Source organism: Exiguobacterium sp. RM11, assembly GCF_059821525.1.
Genome location: NZ_CM187558.1, coordinates 1,653,465 through 1,675,215 on the forward strand (window position 1 = coordinate 1,653,465; position 21,751 = coordinate 1,675,215).

Here is a 21,751-nt window from a genome sequence, read left to right on the forward strand (position 1 = left end):
TTATTTAAAGAATGATTGAATGTCGTTCCAAGTGACAATCAACATTAAGATCATCAATAAAGCGAACCCGATAAAGTGGACGAATCCTTCCTTTTTCGGATCAATTGGACGCCCTCGCACCGCTTCGAATAAGAGGAAAATCAAACGTCCTCCATCCAAAGCCGGGAGTGGGAGCAAGTTGAAGATGGCGAGGTTGACAGAAAGGAGCGCTGTCCAGTTCAACAGCATAATCAAACCGCTCGCTGCCACTTCGTCTGTCATCCGTACGATTCCTACAGGTCCTGCCAATTGATCGACACCAACTTGTCCTGTCACCAAATCACCGACGGCTGAGAAGATGAGGGTGGACATCGTCCACGTCGTCTCAGCACCTGTCGTCACGGCTTTGACCGGTGAACGCTCTAATGCGTTCGTGACACCAAGAATCCCGACCGTTTCGCCATTTTGTTCAACCGCTTGTGGTGTGACGGTGACGGTCGCCTCCTCACCATCGCGGACGTACGTGACATCCGTTGGCGTATCGGCGCGGTCAGCTAGAGCCGTGCGCAAGTCGAGCCAATCCGTGACTGGTTCGCCTTCAATCGAAACGATTTCATCTCCACTCATCAACCCTGCCTCATCAGCGGCTGAATCAGGTTGAACGGTACCGATTTGACCATCATTCGTCGGCGTTCCTTGAACGAGACCCACGATAATGAGCAAGATGAACGCTAACACGAAATTCATCGCTGGACCGGCTGCAATCGCCAAGACCCGTTTCCATACCGATTGGGCACCGAACGTGCGATCATACGGTGCGATTTGAATTTCCATCCCTTGGTCGACAAGAAGTGTATCCCGTTCTAACGAATAGACACGCACTTCCTCATCGATGAGGAGCTGTAATTTTAATTCATGCGTCGCATCAAATTTATCGACGGTACCGACGACTTGAACATCTGTAGCGGTGTCCGGCTGAAAATAAACCCGATCCACTGTGCCTTGTTCGGTTAAACGAAGTCCAACGTGTTGCCCTGCACGTACTTCAATCGGTTCGAAATCTTCCCCAGCCATTTTGACATAGCCACCGATTGGTAAGAGACGGATGGTATAGAGCGTTTCATTTTTACGGAATGAAACAATTTTCGGACCGAATCCGATTGCAAACTCGTGACAGAGAATGCCTGCCCGTTTCGCCATGACGAGGTGTCCCCACTCGTGTACAGAAATGAGAACCCCGAACATCAGGACGATGGCGATAAAAGTCGTCATGATTTATTCCCCACCTTCAATTCCTTGCTGAATCTGTTGACGTACTGCCCGGTCTACTTCTAGAATTTGTGCGAGCGTCGGTTCGGCAATCACTTCATGTTGAGCCATCGCCTCTTCAACGAGTCGTTCAATTTCTAAGAACGTGATCTGACCGTTTAGGAACAGATCCACTGCCATTTCATTGGCCGCATTCAGGACTGTCGGCATCGAGCCGCCGATTCTTCCTGCTTCAAACGCTAACCGAAGTGCCGGATAACGGTTGAAATCAGCCTCTTGAAAATGTAGCTTACCGATTTCTTTCAAGTTTAACCGCTTATTCCCCTCAATTTCAAGCCGCTTCGGTTCCGAAAGCGCATAGAGAATCGGTCCCCGCATATCCGGGTTTCCGAGCTGTGCCATCACGGCTGCATCTTTAAATTCGACCATCGAGTGAATAATCGATTCACGATGCAAGATGACTTCAATATCATTATAATCGATATCGAACAGCCAGTGTGCCTCGATCACCTCGAGCCCTTTATTAAACATTGTCGCAGAATCGATTGTGATTTTCGCCCCCATCGACCAGTTCGGATGATTCAATGCATCTTCAACCGTCACGTCGGCTAATTCTTCCCGCGAACGGTCACGGAAGCTTCCACCAGACGCTGTTAAAATAATTTTTGAAACATCTTCTCTTCGTTCCCCATTCAAACACTGGTAGATGGCAGAATGCTCGCTATCGACCGGTAAAAGTTTAACTCCATGTTCTTTCACGGCCGCCTTGACGAGGTGCCCTGCCGTAACGAGTGTTTCTTTGTTGGCGAGTGCAATATCTTTTCCTGCTTGAATCGCAGCAAGCGTCGGCTCGAGACCGACCGCTCCCACGACTGCTGTCACGACGATATCCGCGCGTTCTGCCGTCGCACACTCTTTGAGACCTTCAGGACCGATGAAATATAGAGGTTCATATGTAAGGCGCGGCTTCAATTGTTCGAGTACCTCGATACTTGTCGCCGACACATATTTTGGTCTAAGTCGATTGATCCATTCCGTGGCGACATCGACGTTCGTGCCGAACGCATACGCCTCTAATTCAAACAGGTCGGGGTGCTGTTCGATGACGTCACATGTCTGCACGCCAATCGAACCTGTCGCCCCAATTAAGCTAATTCGCTTCATCTCGACACTCCTTCTTATAGCAGATTAAACACCCAAATGACGGTAAAAACCGCAATCATACTGTCGAACCGGTCAAGGATTCCTCCATGCCCAGGTAAGAGATGACCTGAATCTTTTACTCCGAACTGACGTTTATAAGCGGATTGTACCAAATCACCGAGCTGTCCGACGACGGCAACGACAATGGCTAAAATAATCACTTCTAATACCGGTAAAATCGGATCGATCCAGACGAAGATGATGCCGAGTATAATGGCCGATACAATTCCGCCGATTGCCCCTTCAATCGTCTTATTCGGGCTGATCGATGGCCATAATTTTGCCTTCCCGAACGCTTTCCCAGTGAAATAGGCTCCAGAATCCGTCGCCCAAATCATGAACAAGATGAGCAACACTTTCGACAACCCGTCGTCAGACAGGCGTACGAGTGCGAAACTTGAGAAACCGACGACCAAGTAGACAGCGGATACAAAATAGAACCCAGCATCTTCATACGTGAATCGATTTTTTGTGACGACTGTCCAAAACAGTAATAACACAAGCCCTAATACGAGCCACTGTTCAATCGTGAACGGCATCTCGCCCGTGACGATTCGCGTTTCCAGTAACAACAAGACGAACGGGAAAGCAACGAGGAGCGATGTCACTAAAAATGGGAACGCCAACAGCTTATGTTTTCGCATCAATGTGAATTCGCTCAATCCAATGAGGGCGAGAATCCCCATTAAAGAAACAAAGGCGTTACCACCGAGTGCGATGACGGTAATAAAGATTGCGCCCGCCCATAGGCCTGTAATAATTCGTGTCTTCATGTTACACCCCACCAAAACGTCGCGTGCGCGCGTTGTAAGATTCAATCGCTTCTACAAAATGCTCACGCTTAAATTCCGGCCACAATACTTCTGTGAAGTGGAGTTCAGCATATGCGCTTTGCCATAGTAAAAAGTTTGACAGTCGTTGTTCACCACTCGTACGAATGATGAGATCCACATCTTGAACGTGAGTCATGAGTCGTTCACCGATTAACTGATCATCCACGGCGTCTGGTACTAGCATACCAGACCGTACATCCTCGGCAATGCTACGCATCGCTTGGACAAGTTCATCCCGACCACCATAGTTGAGTGCAAAGACGAGTTTCAAACCTGTATTTGTAGCGGTCCGTTCTCTCGCCTGATCGACAGCCTCCCGCGTCTCGCGTGGAAGCTTCGTCGTGTCCCCAGCGACGAGCACCTGAACATTTTGTTCATGAAGTTCTTTCAAATCGGTCTCTAAAAATTGTTTCGGCAACTTCATCAAGAACGAGACTTCCTCTTCCGGACGAGTCCAGTTTTCCGTAGAAAACGCGTAAAGCGTCAGTGATTGAATCCCGAGTTCTTGCGCTGTCCGAACCGCTTCACGGATTGACTTCATCCCTTCTCGGTGACCCATGATGCGAGGGAGACCACGTTTTTTGGCCCAACGTCCATTTCCATCCATGATGATGGCTACGTGCTCAGGAACACTTAATTCTGCCTCGATTTTTGTTTTAGGATTCACCCATTTAAACATTCTGTTATCCTCCTGATTGTATGAAAGAAGGACCCTCTCAGAAAAAGGGTCCCCACACAGCTTTTTGGTATACCACTTCCGTGATTACACTTCCATGATTTCTTTTTCTTTCGTTGCTGCAGATTCATCAATCTTCTTGATATACGAATCCGTCAACGTTTGAACGTCATCTGCATATCCGCGGAGATCGTCTTCTGTTAACTCGCCATCTTTTTCGAGTTTTTTCAAGTTTTCGTTAGCATCACGGCGAACGTTACGGACAGCGACTTTCGCCTCTTCCGCATATTTCTTCGTGATTTTAACCAATTCTTTACGACGTTCTTCCGTCAAGGCAGGAATCGCCAAACGGATGACTGTTCCGTCAGAAGATGGAGACAAGCCGAGGTCTGCCTTTTGAATCGCTTTTTCTACTTCAGAAACCATTGATTTATCCCATGGTTGAATCAAGAGCAAGCGCGCTTCTGGTGTATTGATGTTTGCTACTTGATTGAGTGGTGTCGGAACACCGTAGTAATCAACTTGAACAGGATCCAAAATCGATGCGCTGGCACGGCCAGTGCGAAGCGTACCAAAATCACGTTTCAGTGACGTGTGCGCTTTTTCCATTTTTTCTTCAGCTGTTTGCAATACTTCTTTGACACTCATGAATTGACTCCTCCTACTACCGTCCCGATATGTTCCCCGAGTACGACACGTTTAATGTTACCTTCTTCAAGCAATGAGAATACAATCAATGGAATGTGATTGTCCATACAGAGTGATGTTGCCGTTGAGTCCATGACTTGAAGCCCGTCTTTTAAGACATCAAGATAAGACAACGTATCATATTTCACTGCAGTGGCATCCAATTTCGGATCGGCAGAGTAGACGCCGTCCACATTGTTTTTACCCATTAAAATGACATCGGCTTCGATTTCAGCAGCGCGAAGCGCAGCTGTCGTATCCGTTGAGAAATATGGGTTTCCTGTACCCGCTGCAAAGATGACGACGCGACCTTTTTCAAGGTGACGCATTGCCCGGCGACGAATGTATGGCTCAGCAACTTGTCGCATTTCAATTGATGTTTGGACACGCGTTTGGACACCGTACGTTTCAAGGCTGTCTTGAAGGGCAAGTGAGTTTAAGACAGTGGCGAGCATTCCCATGTAGTCTGCGTTTGCCCGGTCCATTCCAAGTTCACTACCCGTCTTTCCACGCCAAATGTTTCCGGCACCAACAACCACGGCCACTTCTACACCCATCTCGATCAATTCTTTAATTTGATTTGAGATTGAGTTTACAATGTTAGGGTCAATCCCATAACCTTGATCTCCAGCGAGCGCTTCTCCACTCAATTTTAACACAATTCGTTTATATTTCGGTTCCATAACTTTGCCTCCTCTTGCTTGAAAAAAGGGAACACGCTCCCTTAACGAACTAACTCAAGGTTATAAAGACGTGTTCCCAATTTTGAATGCATCATATACGATGACGCAGATTATTTTTTAAGTTGGTTCATAACTTCTTCAGCAAAGTTCTCTTCACGTTTCTCCATACCTTCTCCTACTTCGAAGCGTACGAATGAGTTGACTTTCCCGCCTTTAGATTCTACATACTTACCAACTTTGAAGTCGCCGTCTTTTACGAACGTTTGGTCTACGAGGCAGATTTCCTCGAAGTACTTGTTCATGCGACCAGCAATCATCTTCTCAACGATGTTAGCAGGTTTGCCTTCGTTAAGAGCTTGCTCAGTCAAGACTTTCTTCTCACGGTCGATTTCTTCAGCTGATACTTCATCGCGTGTCGCGTAAAGTGGACGTGCTGCTGCAACGTGCATTGCAACGTCTTTTGCAACTGTTTCGTCAGACGTGCCGTCGATTACGACTACAGAACCGATGCGACCACCCATGTGGAGGTACGTACCGAATACAGCGTCGTCAGCTTTTTCAAGAACAGCCACACGGCGGAGTGAGATTTTCTCTCCGATTGTAGAAGCTTCTTCTTGGATGTACGTTTCAAGTGTTTTGCCTGCTTCGTAATCAGCTGCGAGTGCTGCTTCTGCAGTTGTTGCGCCTGAAGCGAGTACTGCTTTTGCTACGTTGTTGACGAGTGTTTGGAACTTCTCGTTCTTCGCAACGAAGTCTGTTTCTGAGTTGATTTCGACGAGCACAGCTTTGTTGCCTTCAACTGCTACTGCTGTCAAACCTTCAGCGGCGATACGATCACCTTTTGCTGCTGCTTTAGCGATTCCTTTTTCGCGAAGGAAGTCGATTGCTGCTTGCATGTCACCGTCTGTTTCAACGAGTGCTTTTTTGCAATCGAGCATTCCTGCTCCTGTTTTTTCACGAAGTTCTTTTACCATTGCTGCTGTAACTGCCATCGGAAATTCCTCCTTGTAAAACTTACGAATTTTAAGAAAAAGCACGAGGCTTTTTGAATACTTGTCCTAAAAAAAGGTGATAAAAGGCTTTCCCTTTATCACCTATTGTCTCACTGATTACTCAGCTTCTGTAGCTTCAGCTTCTGTCGCTACAGCTTCTTCAGCAACTTCTTCTTCACCTTGCTTCGCTTCGATGATCGCATCTGCCATTTTCGAAGTGAGCAATTTAACTGCACGAATTGCATCGTCGTTCGCTGGGATAACGTAGTCGATTTCATCTGGGTCACAGTTTGTGTCGACAATCGCAACGATTGGGATGTTCAATTTGTGAGCTTCCGCGATTGCGATACGCTCTTTACGTGGGTCAACGATGAAGAGGGCGTCAGGCACACCAGGCATATCCTTGATTCCGCCGAGGAACTTCTCAAGACGAGTCATTTCTTTTTTCAAGATGATGACTTCTTTCTTAGGAAGTACTTCGAACGTGCCGTCTTCTTCCATTTTTTCGAGTTGCTTCAAGCGGTTAATACGCTTTTTGATTGTTGAGAAGTTAGTGAGTGTTCCACCCAACCAACGCTCGTTAATGAAGAACATTCCAGAACGGATTGCTTCTTCTTTGATTGTATCTTGAGCTTGTTTTTTCGTACCAACGAAGAGGACGTTTCCGCCTTCTGCCGCGAGTTCACGAACAAAGTTGTAAGCTTCGTCTACTTTTTTGACCGTTTTTTGAAGGTCGATGATGTAGATCCCGTTACGCTCTGTGAAGATGTATTTCGCCATTTTTGGGTTCCAACGGCGTGTTTGGTGACCGAAGTGTACACCAGCTTCAAGCAATTGCTTCATTGAAATTACTGCCATGATAAATTTCCTCCTTGTGGTTTAAAAAAGTCCTCCGCCTCGTTCATTGTTGTATTCCGACCTTTCGGCACCGAGGAATATCATCCCGAGACGTGTGTGATGTGTTTAACACCGAGAACTACTATAGCATATGTCACGAAATCCGGCAACTCTCACTTTTTGCGAAGTTTCGCATATAGCGCAAGTTCACCTTCCCCTTTTCCGAGGATGCGGGCCGCGTCTCGAACCGAATGGCGCAGTAACACATCGTCTACGTCAACCGACGTTGTTGACTTCTCTTCATTCAACTCATCGGACACGGACTCAACGTTTGCTTCAACAAGTATAGAGTCTTCCCGATGAACGTCCGCTTTACGCTCTACCGGTTCTTTCGTGACAAGGTCGTTCATCGACTCCATGAACGAGAGAAGCAACGTCTCCGTTTCATGCTTCTCCCGTTCGAGTCGTTCAATCCGTTCTTGTAACGTCTGGACTTGACGGTACCCGAATAAAAAACCGTAAGCAACCAAACAAGCCGTTACTACATACACAATATACACTTGTTCATCTCCTCACGATGTCTTTTCTTCTAAATAGGACCGTCCAAGCGCTTGTTTCAACGTTTTCAAGGCCTTTGAATGAATTTGAGAAATGCGGGAAGTCGATAATTCGAGCACTTCCCCAATCTCAGTCAATGTCAATTCATCAAAATAAAATAACGATACGACGAGCCGTTCTTTTTCCGATAGATGGTCCACTTCTGTCGCGAGCACATCAATCAACTCTCGTTGAAGTAGTGTGTCTTCCGGTTTTTCGGAGTCCGGGTCGAAGTACGTGACTGACATGACTTTGCCTTCCTCTTGTAACGTCACGGCCTCGTCGATCGACAACATGTTGGCGAAATACCCCTCTGCCATCGTTCGTTCGATTTCTGAAATAGGAAGATCACAAGCAGTCGCCAACTCATTCTTCGTCGGAGCGCGATGAAGTGATTGCTCAAGTTGTTCTGCTACCTGATCGATTTTTTTCACTTTCTCACGAACCGAACGAGGTAACCAGTCTACTTTGCGCAATCCATCGATAATAGCTCCTCGAATTCGAAACGCAGCGTACGTATCAAATTTATTGTTATGCTCTGGATCATATTTCATAAGGGCATCGTACAATCCCATGTAACCCAAACTTTTCAATTCGTCGCGTTCGACGCTCTTTGGAAGCGTCACGATCATCCGTTGTACGTGGTAGTGGATGAGAAACTCGTAATGTGCTAGTAGTTCGTTTGCTGTATCCATATCACGGTCCGTATTCCAGCGATCCCACAACTGTGTAAGATGAGTCGTCATGTCGATCCCCCCTTATAGTTCTTTCGTACCTACGCTCACCGTCCGAATCGATAAGACCGATGTCGCAACATCGAACTCAATCGTCCGTCCGTTATGACCGCCACAATCTTCGGCCACGAGCGGAATCCGATGAACCTTTAATGCTTGACGAATCGCCTCGGCGTTTCGTTCACCGATTCGCATCGCTTCATTCTCATATTTAAATTGAAACATTTGTGCCCCACCAGCCATTTTCGCTTGTAGCCGCGTCGCTCCCTCTCGTTTGAGAGAACGGACGAGCGTATCGATGGCTGTGTCCGCATATTTTCCTACTTCAATCGCTTGATTCTTCCGCGCAATGGTCGAGTCAGGTAACATGACATGCGCCATTGCCGCCAATTGGAGACGAGTGTCATATAAGATGACGCCTACACACGAACCAAGTCCGGCTGTCCGTAACCGATTCGGTGCCGTCGTTTGCTTCCACTCGGCGATGCCAATTTTTAAAACGTCAGCCATGACCAATCAACCGTTCTTGAATGCGTTTGAGTGAACCATGTGTTGGTAGGAACAACACATGTCCTGCACTTACTTTTTGATCAATCATAAAGGTCGTATCGATATACAGTGCGGCGTCTTCCTCGGGTTGAACCGATGTGACGACAAACTCGACGATCGATCCTGCCATATCGATGGCGGTAGCCGGTACTTGAATCATGATTGGAGTCTGCAACCAATCCCCTAATGCACGTGCGTACGCACCACTCATAATATTCCCGACTTCTTCCCAGGCTGATTGTCCAAGTTCATCACCAGATCGGAATGAAAATGGCATGCCGATCAAAGTCGAGACCATCTGCTCGGCGTCCTCGACAGCGAATAAAATAAGAATCATGCCACGAATCTCACCGTCTAACTCGAGCAGCACCGAAGCGACGTGTCGCTCCGGACCACCAACCCGGTCTGGCAAATAGGAGATCGGTTCCATCTCTGCAGAAGAAACCGTGATGTTGACCGGTTTCGCTAACATAGCGGATAACGCAGTTGCCGCATGCCCAGACCCTATATTTCCCAGTTCCTTTAACAAATCTTGCTCAAACTCACTCAGCATACTGTTCCTCAAACAACGCATTCGCATCGAGAAGCGAGAAGAGTTTATCTTCCCCTTTGGCGATTGCGGTCAAGTGTGCTGAAATCATGTCGCGACTCGATTCCGGAATTGGTTCGATTCGTACTTCATCACTTTCGACAACTTCGTTTGCACGGTCGACGATGAAGCCTGCATCTCCTTGATTCAATGATGCGATTAAAATACGCGTCTCATCCGTCGGTTCGACTTCTTCATAACCGAGACGTAAACGAAGGTCGATGACCGGTGTGACGACACCCCGAAGGTTGATGACCCCTTTCACGTGTGACGGGGCGTTCGGGACGCGTGTGATTGGCTGAAGCCGCTCGATTGAACGGACCGATTGCACATCGATCCCGTACGTATTTTCTTCAAGTGAAAAGACTACCCATTTCTGTTCCATCCAAATTCCTCCTTAAAAGAGATCGTTACTATCTACGATAAGGGCGACGCGACCGTCACCAAGTATGGTCGCACCTGAGATAGCTGGAATCCCTTCAAGATACGTACCGAGCGGTTTCATGACAATTTCTTGTTGGCCAATCAAATCGTTGACGACGACGCCAACGAGTTTGTTGCCTTTTCGAACGACGACGACCGGGAATTGGGACTTCGTTTCAGATTCGATTCCGAACATTTCTTTCAAATAGACGAGTGGAACCAATTGCCCACGGAAATCAAAGACGCGCTCACGATGCGCCGTCAAGATGTCCGCCTCATCAAGTAAAGTCGTCTCAAGAATCGATGACAACGGAATCGCATACGATTCCTCGCCGACTTGTACGAGCATGGCCGAGATGATGGAGAGGGTGAGTGGCAAGCTGACTTGGAATTTCGTCCCTTGTCCCGCTACCGTCTCTAACGAAACGACACCACCGAGCGACTCGATTTTATTTTTGACGACATCGAGTCCGACTCCACGACCTGAAAGGTCTGTCACCACATCTGCTGTCGAGAAACCTGGGGCGAAGATCAACATCGCCAACTCATTCTCAGACATCATGGTCGCCTCTTCATCTGAAATGACACCACGTTCTAGCGCTTTTGCACGAACTTTATCGACATTGATCCCTGCGCCGTCATCTTCAATTTCGATGAAGACACGGTTCCCGCCGTGATAAGCACGAAGGGCGAGCATGCCTTGTTCCGGCTTCCCAGCTTGTACGCGTACTTCTGGACGTTCGATTCCATGGTCGATCGCATTCCGAATCAAGTGAACGAGCGGGTCGCCAATCTCATCGATGACCGTACGATCTAGTTCTGTCTCCGCACCCGAAATATCCAATTGAACTTTCTTATGGATTTCTTTTGCGACCGACCGCACCATACGCGGGAAGCGATTGAACACTTGTTCGATCGGCATCATGCGAAGTGTCAAGACGAGAGATTGTAGTTCGTTCGTACCCCGCTTGATTTTTTCAACCGTTTCATTCAATTCTGGTTGCCCCACCTCGTCAGCGAGTCGTTCCAAACGTCCACGATCGATGATGAATTCTTCGAACAAGTTCATGAGACGATCGATTCGTTCCAAGTTGACACGAATCGTCTTCGCTTGTGCCTGGGCCGCAACTTGTTCTTTCGTATCTTTCGTGTCTTTTTCTTCCTGATCTGAAGCTGTCTGCACCACTGGTTCTGGGACTATCGCTTCGGCTGTCACTGCGACTTCTGGTTCGCTTTCTGACGCCCCTGTGAACACATTGACTTCGACACGTTCCACTTCCGACACTTGGGCGATGGCGTGTTCGATGACTTCCGCTGTCTCTTGTGAGAGGAACAAGACGTCAAACGATAAGTCGAATTGCTCTTGTTCAATCTCTTCTGTCTCCGGATGTGTCCGTACCACTTCACCGAGTTCTTGAAGGCGATCAAACACCATATACGCCCGAGCCGCTTTTAAGACGACAGCGTCTGATAGTTTCACAGTGATTTGATACGCTTCAAATCCAGTCTGTTTCGCCTGGTCGATGACCGAGTTTGTGTAAAGGTCGACGTCGAAAGTGCTCGACTCTTTCGCTTCAGTGACCACAACCTCTTTTCCACCGATGAATGATTGGAATGCGGCGACCGTTTCAGAAACATCCACGTTTGCCCCTTGTCCCCCGTTCTCGATATCGGCAATCATGTCTTCCATTTGTTCCATCGCGATGAACATCGTATCCAACAAGAGTTGGTTGCTTTCTTTTTTACCACCACGAACGAGGTCGAGTGCACTTTCCATCTCATGCGTTAAATTGGCGACGCGTTCGTACCCCATCGTCGAAGACATCCCTTTTAACGTATGTGCAGACCGGAAAATCTCTTGAACGACATCCGCCCCACCCGACTGCTCTAACTTAAGTAACTGTGTGTTGATCGATTGGATATGTTCTTGGGATTCATCTAAAAACAACCCTAAGTATTCGTTCACGTCCATCTTTATTGCCTCCCTGTCGTTATACTCGGTTCCATTGTTTCCGTAAGTTCCCCATCAAACGGTCCATCAAGTGACGTGGTTTTGGAGGCGTTCCCGTAAGCGTTGTCAAAATTCGTTCGAGCCGCCAGCTAATATCACTTTTTCGATTGTATTGATAAAACGGGACTTGTGCGATGACTGCCTTTCGGACTGAAGGGTCATCCGGTAAAAATCCGAGGAATCGAATCGTCTTATTTAAGAACTGCTTGCATGCGACTTCCATCCGTTCGAAACATTGCAGTGCTTCCTCTCCAGACTGAGCTCGGTTTACGATGACGCCGAGTGGTAAGTCGGGATATTGATGATGCACTAGTTTTGTATATGCGTACCCGTCCATGAGCGAAGTCGGTTCCGGTGTTAAAATCAAAAACATTTCGTCACACCCCGCAATAAATTGCAGGGAGGTGTCCGTCGCCCCGGCGCCCATATCGAAGAGGACGTAATCATATGCGGTCAGTACTTCGAGTTCTCGCATGAGAAATTGCATGTCATCATCTGAGAGATGGACGAGTTGGTCTTGTCCACTCCCTCCATGTAATATATCGACACCATGCACATTTTTCTGAACAGCTGCAGCCAATGGAATACGAGCTTTTACAGACTCGATCATCGTTCTCGACTTCATTGCGTTCATCAAGATGTGAACGTTGGCCATGCCAATATCAAAGTCAACGATCAACACCCGTTTTCCGAGCTCCGAAAGGGCGATTGCCGTATTGACGCAAACGTTCGTCTTTCCAACGCCGCCTTTCCCGCTCGCAAAAGCGATGGTCGTCGGATGGACATCATTGATTGCTCTTAAACGCCTTGCTTGGTCCATCTGGCCCACCCTTCTTTCTCAAACAGCCGTTTCGTCAACGCCTCCGCATCTCCTCGAATCAAATCATCTGGCACTTCTTGACCGTCTGTCATCCATGCGACAGGCAAGCCGCTCTTTTTCACCATTCGATACATCGCGTGGATGTCACTCGTCTCATCCGCTTTAGTGAAGATGAGCGAACTGAGGGGGAGGGATTCGAACTGGGAATAAATCATATCCATATCTTTCATTTTGGATGTCAAACTCAATACAAGCGATAGACTCGTTTCCGTGAAGTCATGATGTTCGTGAAATTGTTCCACGTATGCTGGGTCTCGGAAGTTTCGACCTGCCGTATCGATCAATACAATATCTTTTCGCGCAAATAATTGCTTCGCTCGCTTAAAATCATGAAAGTCGTATGCCACTTCGACAGGGATATTCATAATTTCAGCGTACGTCTTCAACTGTTCGATGGCCGCGATTCGATACGTATCTGTCGTAATCAGCCCGACCGTTTTGCCTTCTGTCAATTTGAAATGTGCAGCTAGTTTGGCAAGTGTCGTCGTTTTTCCGACACCCGTCGGTCCGGCGAGCATGACATAGCGCTTCGCTTCAGGTGGCTCGACGAAAGTCGATTTAACTTGCTCATACACGAATCGTTCTGCTACTTCCACAGACTTCGTCGTATAGTAAAGCTCGTTCAACGTCTCTTCCCATGACTCTTCTGCGAACGACTCCGTCGAAAGTAACGCGTCGATGTGCTGTAGTGACGAGTGCAGCCTTGGTGCTGTCCCTCCTACCATACGAGGTGTTGACGGTACTTGAGGTGATGGCGTTGGTGCAGGTGCTGTGGTCGGCTCTGGCCGAACCGATTCTGTTCGCCTTGGCTTCGTGACCGCCTTCTCTTTTTCGAGTGCGGCGATGACTTCCACTTGTTTCGAAGCGAATAAACCAAACCATCCGGTCTTCACTTGCCGCGAATTGAGGATGACCGCTTCATCACCTAGCTCTTGCTTCACTTTCGTCATCGCCTCAGCCATCGTTTTTGCTGTAAATTTTTTAATTTGCATTTAAATCACCCCAATACTTTTCACTTCGACGGAACTGAGTAACTCGTTATAGGCCAAAACAGGCACATCTGGATAGTATCGTTCGAGCAACTGTCGGACGAACAATCGAATCGTTGGTGAACATAAAATCACCGCCGATGCACCGTAGCGTTCGAACATCGACAATTGTTCGCCCGTACGTTCGATGATCTCACGTGCTTGCTCCGGGTCGAGCGCCAAATAGTTCCCAAACTCGGTCTTCTGTACGGCATCTTGAACGGTCTGTTCCGTCTGACCACCAAACGTGACCACATACAATGGACCTTCTGGTGGCTTGACTTGGTCGGTCAGCTGACGAGATAATCCTTGGCGACAATATTCCCCGAGGATTTCTGCATCTTTCGTTACCTTTCCGTAGTCTGCCATCGTCTCGAACAAGAGAGGCAAGTTTCGAATCGATACGTTCTCTTGTAATAAGTGACGTAGTACTTTTTGAATTTCACCGATCGAGAGGACTGAAGGCGTCACATCTTCTACAAGAACCGGATGAGTTTCCTTCAAGTGCTCGACGAGTTGTTTCGTTTCTTCACGACCGAGTAAATCAGCGGCATGCTTTTTCAGCGTTTCGGTCAAATGTGTCGCGACGACGGATGGTGGGTCTACGACAGTGTACCCACTCATTTCAGCTCGCGTCCGTGTCTCCTCATCAATCCAAAGGGCAGGAAGTCCGAATGCCGGTTCCGTCGTTTCAATTCCATATACTTCTGGGTCTTCAATCCCTGGGCTCATCGCCAAGTAATGGTCGAGTAACAACTCCCCTTCTGCAACGACGTTTCCTTTCACCTTGATGCGATACGCGTTCGGCGAGAGTTGTAGGTGGTCGCGAATACGAACCGTCGGCAAGATAAAACCGAGTTCGAGTGCAAGCTGACGACGTATCATGACGACACGATCTAACAAGTCACCGCCTTGTGACTCATCCGCAAGGGGGATCAAGCCGTAGCCGAACTCGAATTCAATCGAATCGATTTGTAAGAGCGAGACGACAGATTCTGTCGGAGCCATCGAAGGTTCTTCTTCCATAATCGGTTCCTCCGTTACCTGCCGGATGTTTCGTCGCATCGTATACGCTCCGAAGAACGCTGTACCTGCGATGATCATCGTCACTGGAATAAGTGGAGGTGACACGAAACCGAGCAAGAAGACGATGCCGCCTGCGATATAGAGAAGCGATGGGTTTTGACCGAGCTGGTCGATGACATCCTCCCCTAAATTGCCGTCTGAGACGGCACGGGTCACGATGATCCCGGTCGCTGTCGAAATCAAGAGTGCTGGGATTTGACTGACGAGTCCGTCCCCAATCGTCATAAGCGAGAATGTTTGGAATGCCTCCCCGACCGGTAGTCCCATTTGAACGACGCCGATAATGATTCCGAAAATCAAGTTAATCGTCACGATGATGATTCCGGCGATAGCATCCCCTTTGACGAACTTGGATGCCCCATCCATCGAACCGTAAAAGTCGGCCTCGCTTTGAATTTTACGGCGACGCATCTGCGCTTCCTTGTCATCAATCAATCCGGAGTTCAAGTCAGCATCGATGGCCATCTGTTTCCCTGGCATTGCATCGAGTGTGAAGCGGGCGGATACCTCAGACACACGCTCGGCACCTTTTGTAATGACGACGAACTGAATGATGACGAGGATCAGGAAGACGACGAATCCGACAAGGACATTTCCTCCGATGACGAAGTCACCAAAGGTCGCAATAACTTCCCCTCCATACCCGTTCGAGAGAATCGAGCGGGTCGTCGATACGTTCAATCCGAGACGAAACAACGTCACGATCAATAAGAGAGAAGGAAATACGGAGAAGTCAAGCGCTTCTCTGGCATTCATCGCCACAAGTAAGATCATGAGGGCGATTAAAATATTTACGATGATTAAAAAGTCTAATAAAAAGCCCGGTAACGGGATGATCAGCATGATGACAATCATCAAGACACCAATCAAAACTGCAAAATCTTTTGCTTTTACTGCCAACACATACTCCTCCTCAAGACGGTTGCTTCATTTGATAGACGAACGCGAGCACTTCCGCGATTGCTTGGTAGAATGATTCGTCCACCACTTCTCCAATATCGATTTGTGCGTAGAGCGCACGTGCGAGCGGCTTGTTCTCGACAATCGTCACATCGTGCTCTTTTGCGACATCTCGAATATGAAAGGCGACTCGGTCGACCCCTTTTGCGACAACGAGCGGCGCAAAATCTTTCGTGTCATCGTAGCGGATGACGACCGCGTAATGGGTCGGGTTTGTGATGACGACGTCGGCATTCGGAATTTCTTGCATCATCCGTCGCATCGCCATTTCCCGTTGTTGCTGCTTAATCTTGGATTTGATGAGTGGGTCACCTTCCGAGTTTTTATACTCGTCCTTAATGTCTTGCTTTGACATTCGAATCGATTTTTCGAAATCAAATCGTTGGTAAAAAAAGTCGAGTAATGCGAGTGCGAGCAAGGCGACACTTACCCAGAGCCCAAGCTCAATCGTGATCCCTGCGAGCGCGACAATCGATTCTCGAATCTGTTCGACGGCCATTCGGGACAATTCTTTTTGGTTTTGCCAAAGGACAGCAACAGCGGTTGTCAGGATAATCAAAAATTTGAATAAGGACTTTAAAAATTCGACGACCGCTTTCATGCTGACGATCCGTTTTACCCCTTTGATCGGGTCGATCCGTTCGAGCTTTGGCTGGATTGCTTCCAAAGAAAACAACGTTCCAACTTGTAAATAGTTGATGAGAATCCCAAACACGACAGCGACGATGAAGAATGGAGCCAAAATCAGTCCGACTCGAAGCATCAAGTCGATGACCATTCCTGACATGCCCTCAGATATATTGAACAGTAAATATTGTGGGCTAAGTAAATCACCGACTAATGAAAGCAGTTGTTGCCCAATCATTGGTCCGAAGAATGACAGCATGAGAAACATGGCAAAGAGCGCGAATGCTCCCGTCAAATCAGCAGATTTCGCGACTTGCCCTTTCTTTCGTGAGTCCTCTCGTTTACGCGGTGTCGCTTTTTCTGTTTTTTCACCTGCAAAAAACTGTAGATTGACCGATAAAGGATATAGAGGCTTCTTCATGAGGCATCTCCTAGTATGAGCATAAAGTCGTGCATGACTTCTTGTAATAGCGGAATGAACTGACTAATGCCCGTCAATGTCAATCCCATCAACAACACCATGACGGCAAATCCAGCAATGAGTTTAAACGAAAAACCAATTGCAAAGATATTGAACTGTGGCGCCGATTTTGCTAAAAATCCAAGTGCCAAATCGACAAGTAGTAATGATGCCATCATCGGCAAAGCCAATTGCAAGGCGACCATCATCGTCATCGTGACAACTTTCACTGCCATCATGAGTGAGGCTTCCGAGAAGTTGATCATCGGTTGACCGGGTGGATAGATTTGAAAACTGTAATAAATGCCGTCAATCAGGAGTAAATGTAAATTACTCGTCAATAAGATAAACAAGGTAAAAATATAATAAAATCGTCCAATGAGCGGAGACTGTCCGCCAAACATCGGATCATATGCGGAAGCCATCGCCAATCCGAGTTGAAGATCGATGACCCCTCCGGCAATTTGCGGAGCAAAAAAGAGCATGTTAATCAATAGTCCAAGCAACAGTCCGATCATGACCTCATAGACGACTTGCAAGACGAACGCATTCGTCATCTCGATTGGCTCGGTCAATGTGAACATTGCGTAATACGCTAAAAACGCGCTAAATCCGACGCGATGCATAACCGGCAACTGCCTCGTCGAGAACAATGGGACACTGACAAAGAAGCCAGAGAGTCGCGCAAACGTCAGACCGTACATACTGATGAAGTCGACCGCATTCATTTCGACGCAACCTCGACCATCAGCTCAAAAATCAGTCGCGTGAACCCTTCAATTTGTTGAAGCATCCACGGTCCAAAGATGACAAGACCAATAAAGACCGAGATGATTTTTGGAACGAACGAAAGCGTCTGTTCTTGAATTTGAGTCGTGGCCTGTAAAATCGAGATCACGAGACCGACAATCAGTGAAATGAGTAGCAATGGCATTGAAATTTTTAATAATGTCCACACACTCTCAGTTGCCAAGTAAATGACCATTTCTTGTGTCATGTCCGTTCCCCCTACATACTTCTAAGCAATGACTCCACAATCAAGTGCCAGCCATCGACCAATACAAATAACAATAATTTAAACGGTAAGGCAATCATGACCGGTGGTAACATCATCATCCCCATCGACATGAGGACACTCGCAACAACCATATCGATAATTAAAAATGGCAAGAAAATCATGAATCCGATTTGGAAAGCCGTTTTTAACTCACTAATCGCATATGCCGGAACGAGCGCGAGAAGCGGTACGTCATCAAGTGATTCAGGCTGCTCGTAGTTCCCATACTTCAAAAAGAGTTGCAAATCTTCTTGTCTTGTATATTTCGACATGAATTCTTTCATCGTTCCGCTCGCTTCATCAAACGCTTCATCTTGAGAGATTTTATCATCGAGATAAGGTTTTAATGCGTTCTCATTCAAATCAGAGAGAACGGGAGACATGACGAACAATGTAATGAACAAGGCTAATCCGACAATCAACTGGTTTGGCGGTGTTTGCTGTGTACCGAGCGCCGGTCGAATGAAAGATAAGACGACGACGACACGTGTGAAGCACGTCATCAAAATTAAAAAAGATGGTGCAAGTGTCAATAACGTCAGTAAAATCAAGAGTTTGATCGATGTGGATGTACTGTCTGGTGTCTCTAAATTGATTAATTGCTCAAACGTTGTCATGACTTCTTCCTCACTTCTTCTAGTTGAGCAAGTTGTTTCTTAAAGGTATCCAAAAATGCATTCGAATTCGCCGTTCGGAGTGATAAAGGTTCCGACTGCTCCTCGTCCACCGCTTCCGCATCGAGTCGATCAATCAATTGAATCGATTCCCCGACGCCGAGGACATAGACTTGATCTCCAAGCTTCACGAGTTGGACGGAACGGTCTTTTCCGAGTGGGACGCCTCCGAGATGTTTCATATGCTGAGTCGCTTTCACACCTTGTGTTTTGGAACCGAGCCAACGCATCAAGACGATGAAACCGCCGACCACGACTACGAGACTCAACACGACTTTCACGCCATTCCCAATCGTTGACGCTGTCGTTGGAACGTTACTTTCCAATTCTTCTGTCTGTTTTTGCTCGAATTGTTGGTCTACGGTGGCGGCCTCAACCGTGGTCGGAATATAAAGACCGACCACGAGAAGAATAATCAACCACCATTTCTTCATTGTGCGACCGTTTTAGAAACCGCTTCGATGACGCGCTCTGCGTTGAACGGTTTGACGATGAAGTCTTTCGCACCTGCTTGAATCGCATCGATGACCATCGCTTGTTGCCCCATCGCTGAACACATGATGACTTTTGCGTTCGAGTCGAAACTACGAATCTCTTTTAATGCTGCAAGTCCGTCCATCTCTGGCATCGTGATATCAAGTGTGACGAGGTCCGGTGTGAGCTCACGATATTTTACGACCGCGTCAGCTCCGTTTTCTGCCTCACCTACTACGTCATATCCGTTCTTTGTCAAAATATCCTTGATCATCATACGCATGAACGCTGCGTCGTCTACTACTAATACTTTTGCACTCATTCTAATTTCCTCCTTAAACGATTCCGATCCGCTCATGCGGTTGAATAATTTCTGTTACACGTACCCCAAAGTTTTCTTCAATGACGACTACTTCTCCTCTAGCAATCCGCTGTTGGTTGACGTAAATATCAACAGGTTCGCCTGCTAGCTTGTCGAGTTCGATGATTGAACCTTGTGATAGCTCGAGTACTTCCCGGACAGATTTTTTCGTTCTGCCTAGTTCGACGGTCACGTTCAACGGAACGTCATACAGTAATCCTAAGTTCGCCGGCACGGACTCTTGCGGAGCCGGTGATTGGAGCGGCATGAATTCTGCTTGGCTTACCGCGACCTCCGGCATCGATTTTTGCTTTTCCGGTTGTGGTTGTGCCTGTGGTTGCGCCTGTGGTTGAGGTTTCGGTGCCTCGGCTTTCGGCTGTTCTTTTACAGGCTCCACTGCCGTTTGTGCCTCACCGGTCGCTTTCATCAATTCGTCGACCAACTGTTTTCCAAATTGAATTGGTGCAATTTGAACAATTGTCGAGTCAATCAATGTACCGACTTTGAGATTGAACTCAATGAGCACCATCGTCTCCCAAAGTTCGAGGCGGTCGATAATGGTTTGATTTTTCGTCGCATCAAACACTTCGACAAGTGGTGGAGAAATGTCAATCTTCTTCGAGAATACTGTCGATAAAGATGTCGCGGCAGCACCCATCATCTGGTTCATCGCTTCTTGAACGGCCGATAAACGAATCTCATCAAGGCTTTCAGGATCGACGTTCTCTCCCGTCCCACCTAACATGAGGTCAGAGATGATAGCCGCATCTTCGCGAGTCAAGACGAGGACATTTTCACCCTTTATCCCTTCCGTGTACCCGACACGTAATGCCACATGAGGCGTCGGATAACGCTCACGCAACTCTTCGATTCTCACTTCACTGACAACCGGTGTCGTAATTTCTACTTTTTGTTGTAGCAACGTCGACAATGCCGTTGCTGAGTTTCCAAACGAAATGTTTCCGATTTCCCCAAGAGCATCGCTTTCCATCGAATCTAGGTGCTCTTCTTTTTCCGCCTTTGGCGTCGGCGTACTGTCGCTTGTCCCACGTAGTAACGCGTCAATTTCATCTTGTGACAGCATTTCACTCATTGCTCTTCCTCCTTCACACGGTGAAGCACCTGAACCGCCATCCGCTTCCCGCTCACACCGACTTGCCCTTTAAATACTTTATTCTCCCCTACCATGATAGATAGAGGTTCTTTCGCCACTTGATCAAGTGCCAAACAGTCCCCAACTTCAAGGTGCAACAGATCACCAAACGTGATTGTCGTTTCGCCTAGTAACGAGACGACCTCGACCGTCGAGTTCATCAACTGGGCTTTGAGTGGTTCTTTGCTTGACTCACTCGCATTACGACGATTCGCCTCCTGCATCCAGTAATGACTCGACAACTTCGACAAGACCGGTTCGATTGTCACGAATGGAAGACAAACGTTGATCGTTCCGCTCACTTCGCCGATCGTCACCCCGATCGAGATGAGGACGACCGTCTCGTTTGGTGAAACGAGCTGTAGAAACTGCGGATTTACTTCCACTGCAGACATTTCCGCCTTAATTTCCGCAATCGATTCCCACGCATCTCCATACGTTGAGAAGGCACGCTTATATAATTGCGTCAGAATGCGCATCTCGATTTCTGTGAACGATTCAATTTTGTCCATCTCGACACCCGGACCGCCGAGTAGACGGTCGAGCATCGCATAGGAAATGTTCGGATTGACCTCGATGATGAATCGTCCGTTTAACGGTGGCGCTTCAATCAAGTTGATCATCGTCATACTCGGAATAGAATGAATAAATTCATCGTACGGTAGTTGTTCGACCGAGTTGACGGAAAACTGAACATATGTGCGCAGTTGGGCCGAGAAGAACGTCGTTAACATGCGAGTGAAGTGCTCGTGAATTCGAGTCAAACTGCGAATCTGATCTTTTGAAAATCGGACGGCTCGCTTGAAGTCATATTGCCGAACTTTCTTTTCTTCCTCTTGCGCAAGAAAGGAATCCGCTTCGACATCCCCACTGCTTAGTGCAGATAGTAAGGCATCAATTTCTTGTTGAGACAGTACTTCTCCCATGAT

Annotated in this window: 25 protein-coding genes; all 25 read right to left on the reverse strand. The window is 47.5% G+C overall.

Translation table 11 applies throughout. The features are described from left to right. The 25 genes from rseP to fliM all read right to left on the reverse strand — a co-directional run bounded on the left by rseP (position 1) and on the right by fliM (position 21,748). The gene (rseP, locus tag AC5LIL_RS08625) at positions 1-1,251 is read right to left on the reverse strand and encodes an RIP metalloprotease RseP (protein ID WP_499823885.1); all 1,251 of its coding nucleotides are present in this window, start codon (positions 1,249-1,251) and stop codon (positions 1-3) included. Positions 1,252-1,254: 3 nt separating this feature from the next. Further along, complete coding sequence (gene dxr / locus AC5LIL_RS08630; RefSeq protein ID WP_214691839.1) at positions 1,255-2,412, reverse strand: 1-deoxy-D-xylulose-5-phosphate reductoisomerase; 1,158 nt, start codon at positions 2,410-2,412, stop codon at positions 1,255-1,257. 14 nt (positions 2,413-2,426) lie between these two features. Next, the gene (locus tag AC5LIL_RS08635; protein ID WP_499823886.1) at positions 2,427-3,224 is read right to left on the reverse strand and encodes a phosphatidate cytidylyltransferase; all 798 of its coding nucleotides are present in this window, start codon (positions 3,222-3,224) and stop codon (positions 2,427-2,429) included. 1 nt (position 3,225) lies between these two features. Beyond that, a complete protein-coding gene (gene uppS / locus AC5LIL_RS08640) occupies positions 3,226-3,963 on the reverse strand; it encodes an undecaprenyl pyrophosphate synthase (protein WP_074034673.1) in 738 nt (245 codons plus the stop codon). Positions 3,964-4,047: 84 nt separating this feature from the next. Next, complete coding sequence (gene frr, locus AC5LIL_RS08645) at positions 4,048-4,608, reverse strand: ribosome recycling factor (protein WP_074034674.1); 561 nt, start codon at positions 4,606-4,608, stop codon at positions 4,048-4,050. Next, positions 4,605-5,330: a UMP kinase gene (gene pyrH / locus AC5LIL_RS08650; RefSeq protein WP_214740153.1), complete on the reverse strand. Its 726-nt coding sequence runs from the start codon at positions 5,328-5,330 to the stop codon at positions 4,605-4,607. Before pyrH ends, frr begins: the two co-directional genes overlap by 4 nt. Before the next feature lie 110 nt (positions 5,331-5,440). Then, positions 5,441-6,322, reverse strand: a complete 882-nt coding sequence (gene tsf / locus AC5LIL_RS08655; RefSeq protein ID WP_074034676.1) for a translation elongation factor Ts — start codon at positions 6,320-6,322, stop codon at positions 5,441-5,443. Positions 6,323-6,439: 117 nt separating this feature from the next. After that, the gene (rpsB, locus tag AC5LIL_RS08660; protein WP_015881415.1) at positions 6,440-7,180 is read right to left on the reverse strand and encodes a 30S ribosomal protein S2; all 741 of its coding nucleotides are present in this window, start codon (positions 7,178-7,180) and stop codon (positions 6,440-6,442) included. Between the two features lie 152 nt (positions 7,181-7,332). After that, positions 7,333-7,719: a hypothetical protein gene (locus tag AC5LIL_RS08665; RefSeq protein WP_499823887.1), complete on the reverse strand. Its 387-nt coding sequence runs from the start codon at positions 7,717-7,719 to the stop codon at positions 7,333-7,335. A gap of 12 nt (positions 7,720-7,731) precedes the next feature. Continuing rightward, the gene (locus tag AC5LIL_RS08670; RefSeq protein ID WP_214783733.1) at positions 7,732-8,502 is read right to left on the reverse strand and encodes a FliA/WhiG family RNA polymerase sigma factor; all 771 of its coding nucleotides are present in this window, start codon (positions 8,500-8,502) and stop codon (positions 7,732-7,734) included. Between the two features lie 12 nt (positions 8,503-8,514). Then, on the reverse strand, positions 8,515-9,000 hold the full coding sequence (locus tag AC5LIL_RS08675) for a chemotaxis protein CheD (RefSeq protein ID WP_074034679.1): 486 nt from the start codon (positions 8,998-9,000) through the stop codon (positions 8,515-8,517). Then, a complete protein-coding gene (locus AC5LIL_RS08680) occupies positions 8,993-9,592 on the reverse strand; it encodes a chemotaxis protein CheC (protein ID WP_499823888.1) in 600 nt (199 codons plus the stop codon). The genes AC5LIL_RS08675 and AC5LIL_RS08680 overlap by 8 nt, the downstream gene beginning before the upstream one ends. Further along, complete coding sequence (locus tag AC5LIL_RS08685) at positions 9,582-10,013, reverse strand: chemotaxis protein CheW (protein WP_214691833.1); 432 nt, start codon at positions 10,011-10,013, stop codon at positions 9,582-9,584. Before AC5LIL_RS08685 ends, AC5LIL_RS08680 begins: the two co-directional genes overlap by 11 nt. Positions 10,014-10,025: 12 nt before the next feature. After that, positions 10,026-12,023 carry a chemotaxis protein CheW gene (locus tag AC5LIL_RS08690; RefSeq protein WP_499823889.1) on the reverse strand — a complete coding sequence of 666 codons (1,998 nt, stop codon included), beginning with the start codon at positions 12,021-12,023 and terminating at the stop codon, positions 10,026-10,028. Positions 12,024-12,042: 19 nt separating this feature from the next. Continuing rightward, positions 12,043-12,882 (reverse strand): MinD/ParA family protein, encoded by an 840-nt coding sequence (locus AC5LIL_RS08695; RefSeq protein ID WP_214875479.1) that lies wholly within the window; start codon positions 12,880-12,882, stop codon positions 12,043-12,045. Continuing rightward, positions 12,861-13,934, reverse strand: coding sequence for a flagellar biosynthesis protein FlhF (locus AC5LIL_RS08700; protein WP_499823890.1), 1,074 nt, complete (start codon positions 13,932-13,934; stop codon positions 12,861-12,863). Before AC5LIL_RS08700 ends, AC5LIL_RS08695 begins: the two co-directional genes overlap by 22 nt. After that, positions 13,935-15,956, reverse strand: a complete 2,022-nt coding sequence (gene flhA, locus AC5LIL_RS08705; RefSeq protein ID WP_499823891.1) for a flagellar biosynthesis protein FlhA — start codon at positions 15,954-15,956, stop codon at positions 13,935-13,937. 13 nt (positions 15,957-15,969) lie between these two features. Beyond that, positions 15,970-17,064, reverse strand: coding sequence for a flagellar biosynthesis protein FlhB (flhB, locus tag AC5LIL_RS08710; RefSeq protein ID WP_499823892.1), 1,095 nt, complete (start codon positions 17,062-17,064; stop codon positions 15,970-15,972). Beyond that, positions 17,061-17,831, reverse strand: a complete 771-nt coding sequence (fliR, locus tag AC5LIL_RS08715; protein ID WP_499823893.1) for a flagellar biosynthetic protein FliR — start codon at positions 17,829-17,831, stop codon at positions 17,061-17,063. The genes flhB and fliR overlap by 4 nt, the downstream gene beginning before the upstream one ends. Continuing rightward, complete coding sequence (gene fliQ, locus AC5LIL_RS08720) at positions 17,828-18,100, reverse strand: flagellar biosynthesis protein FliQ (protein ID WP_015881403.1); 273 nt, start codon at positions 18,098-18,100, stop codon at positions 17,828-17,830. Before fliQ ends, fliR begins: the two co-directional genes overlap by 4 nt. Before the next feature lie 11 nt (positions 18,101-18,111). Continuing rightward, positions 18,112-18,777, reverse strand: a complete 666-nt coding sequence (gene fliP, locus AC5LIL_RS08725; RefSeq protein ID WP_074034688.1) for a flagellar type III secretion system pore protein FliP — start codon at positions 18,775-18,777, stop codon at positions 18,112-18,114. Next, positions 18,774-19,268, reverse strand: a complete 495-nt coding sequence (locus tag AC5LIL_RS08730) for a flagellar biosynthetic protein FliO (RefSeq protein ID WP_274663863.1) — start codon at positions 19,266-19,268, stop codon at positions 18,774-18,776. The genes fliP and AC5LIL_RS08730 overlap by 4 nt, the downstream gene beginning before the upstream one ends. Continuing rightward, on the reverse strand, positions 19,265-19,630 hold the full coding sequence (locus tag AC5LIL_RS08735) for a response regulator (RefSeq protein ID WP_074034690.1): 366 nt from the start codon (positions 19,628-19,630) through the stop codon (positions 19,265-19,267). Before AC5LIL_RS08735 ends, AC5LIL_RS08730 begins: the two co-directional genes overlap by 4 nt. Before the next feature lie 13 nt (positions 19,631-19,643). After that, positions 19,644-20,762 carry a flagellar motor switch phosphatase FliY gene (gene fliY / locus AC5LIL_RS08740; protein WP_274663862.1) on the reverse strand — a complete coding sequence of 373 codons (1,119 nt, stop codon included), beginning with the start codon at positions 20,760-20,762 and terminating at the stop codon, positions 19,644-19,646. Continuing rightward, positions 20,759-21,748: a flagellar motor switch protein FliM gene (gene fliM / locus AC5LIL_RS08745; RefSeq protein WP_074034699.1), complete on the reverse strand. Its 990-nt coding sequence runs from the start codon at positions 21,746-21,748 to the stop codon at positions 20,759-20,761. Before fliM ends, fliY begins: the two co-directional genes overlap by 4 nt. Between the last annotated feature and the right edge of the window lie 3 nt (positions 21,749-21,751).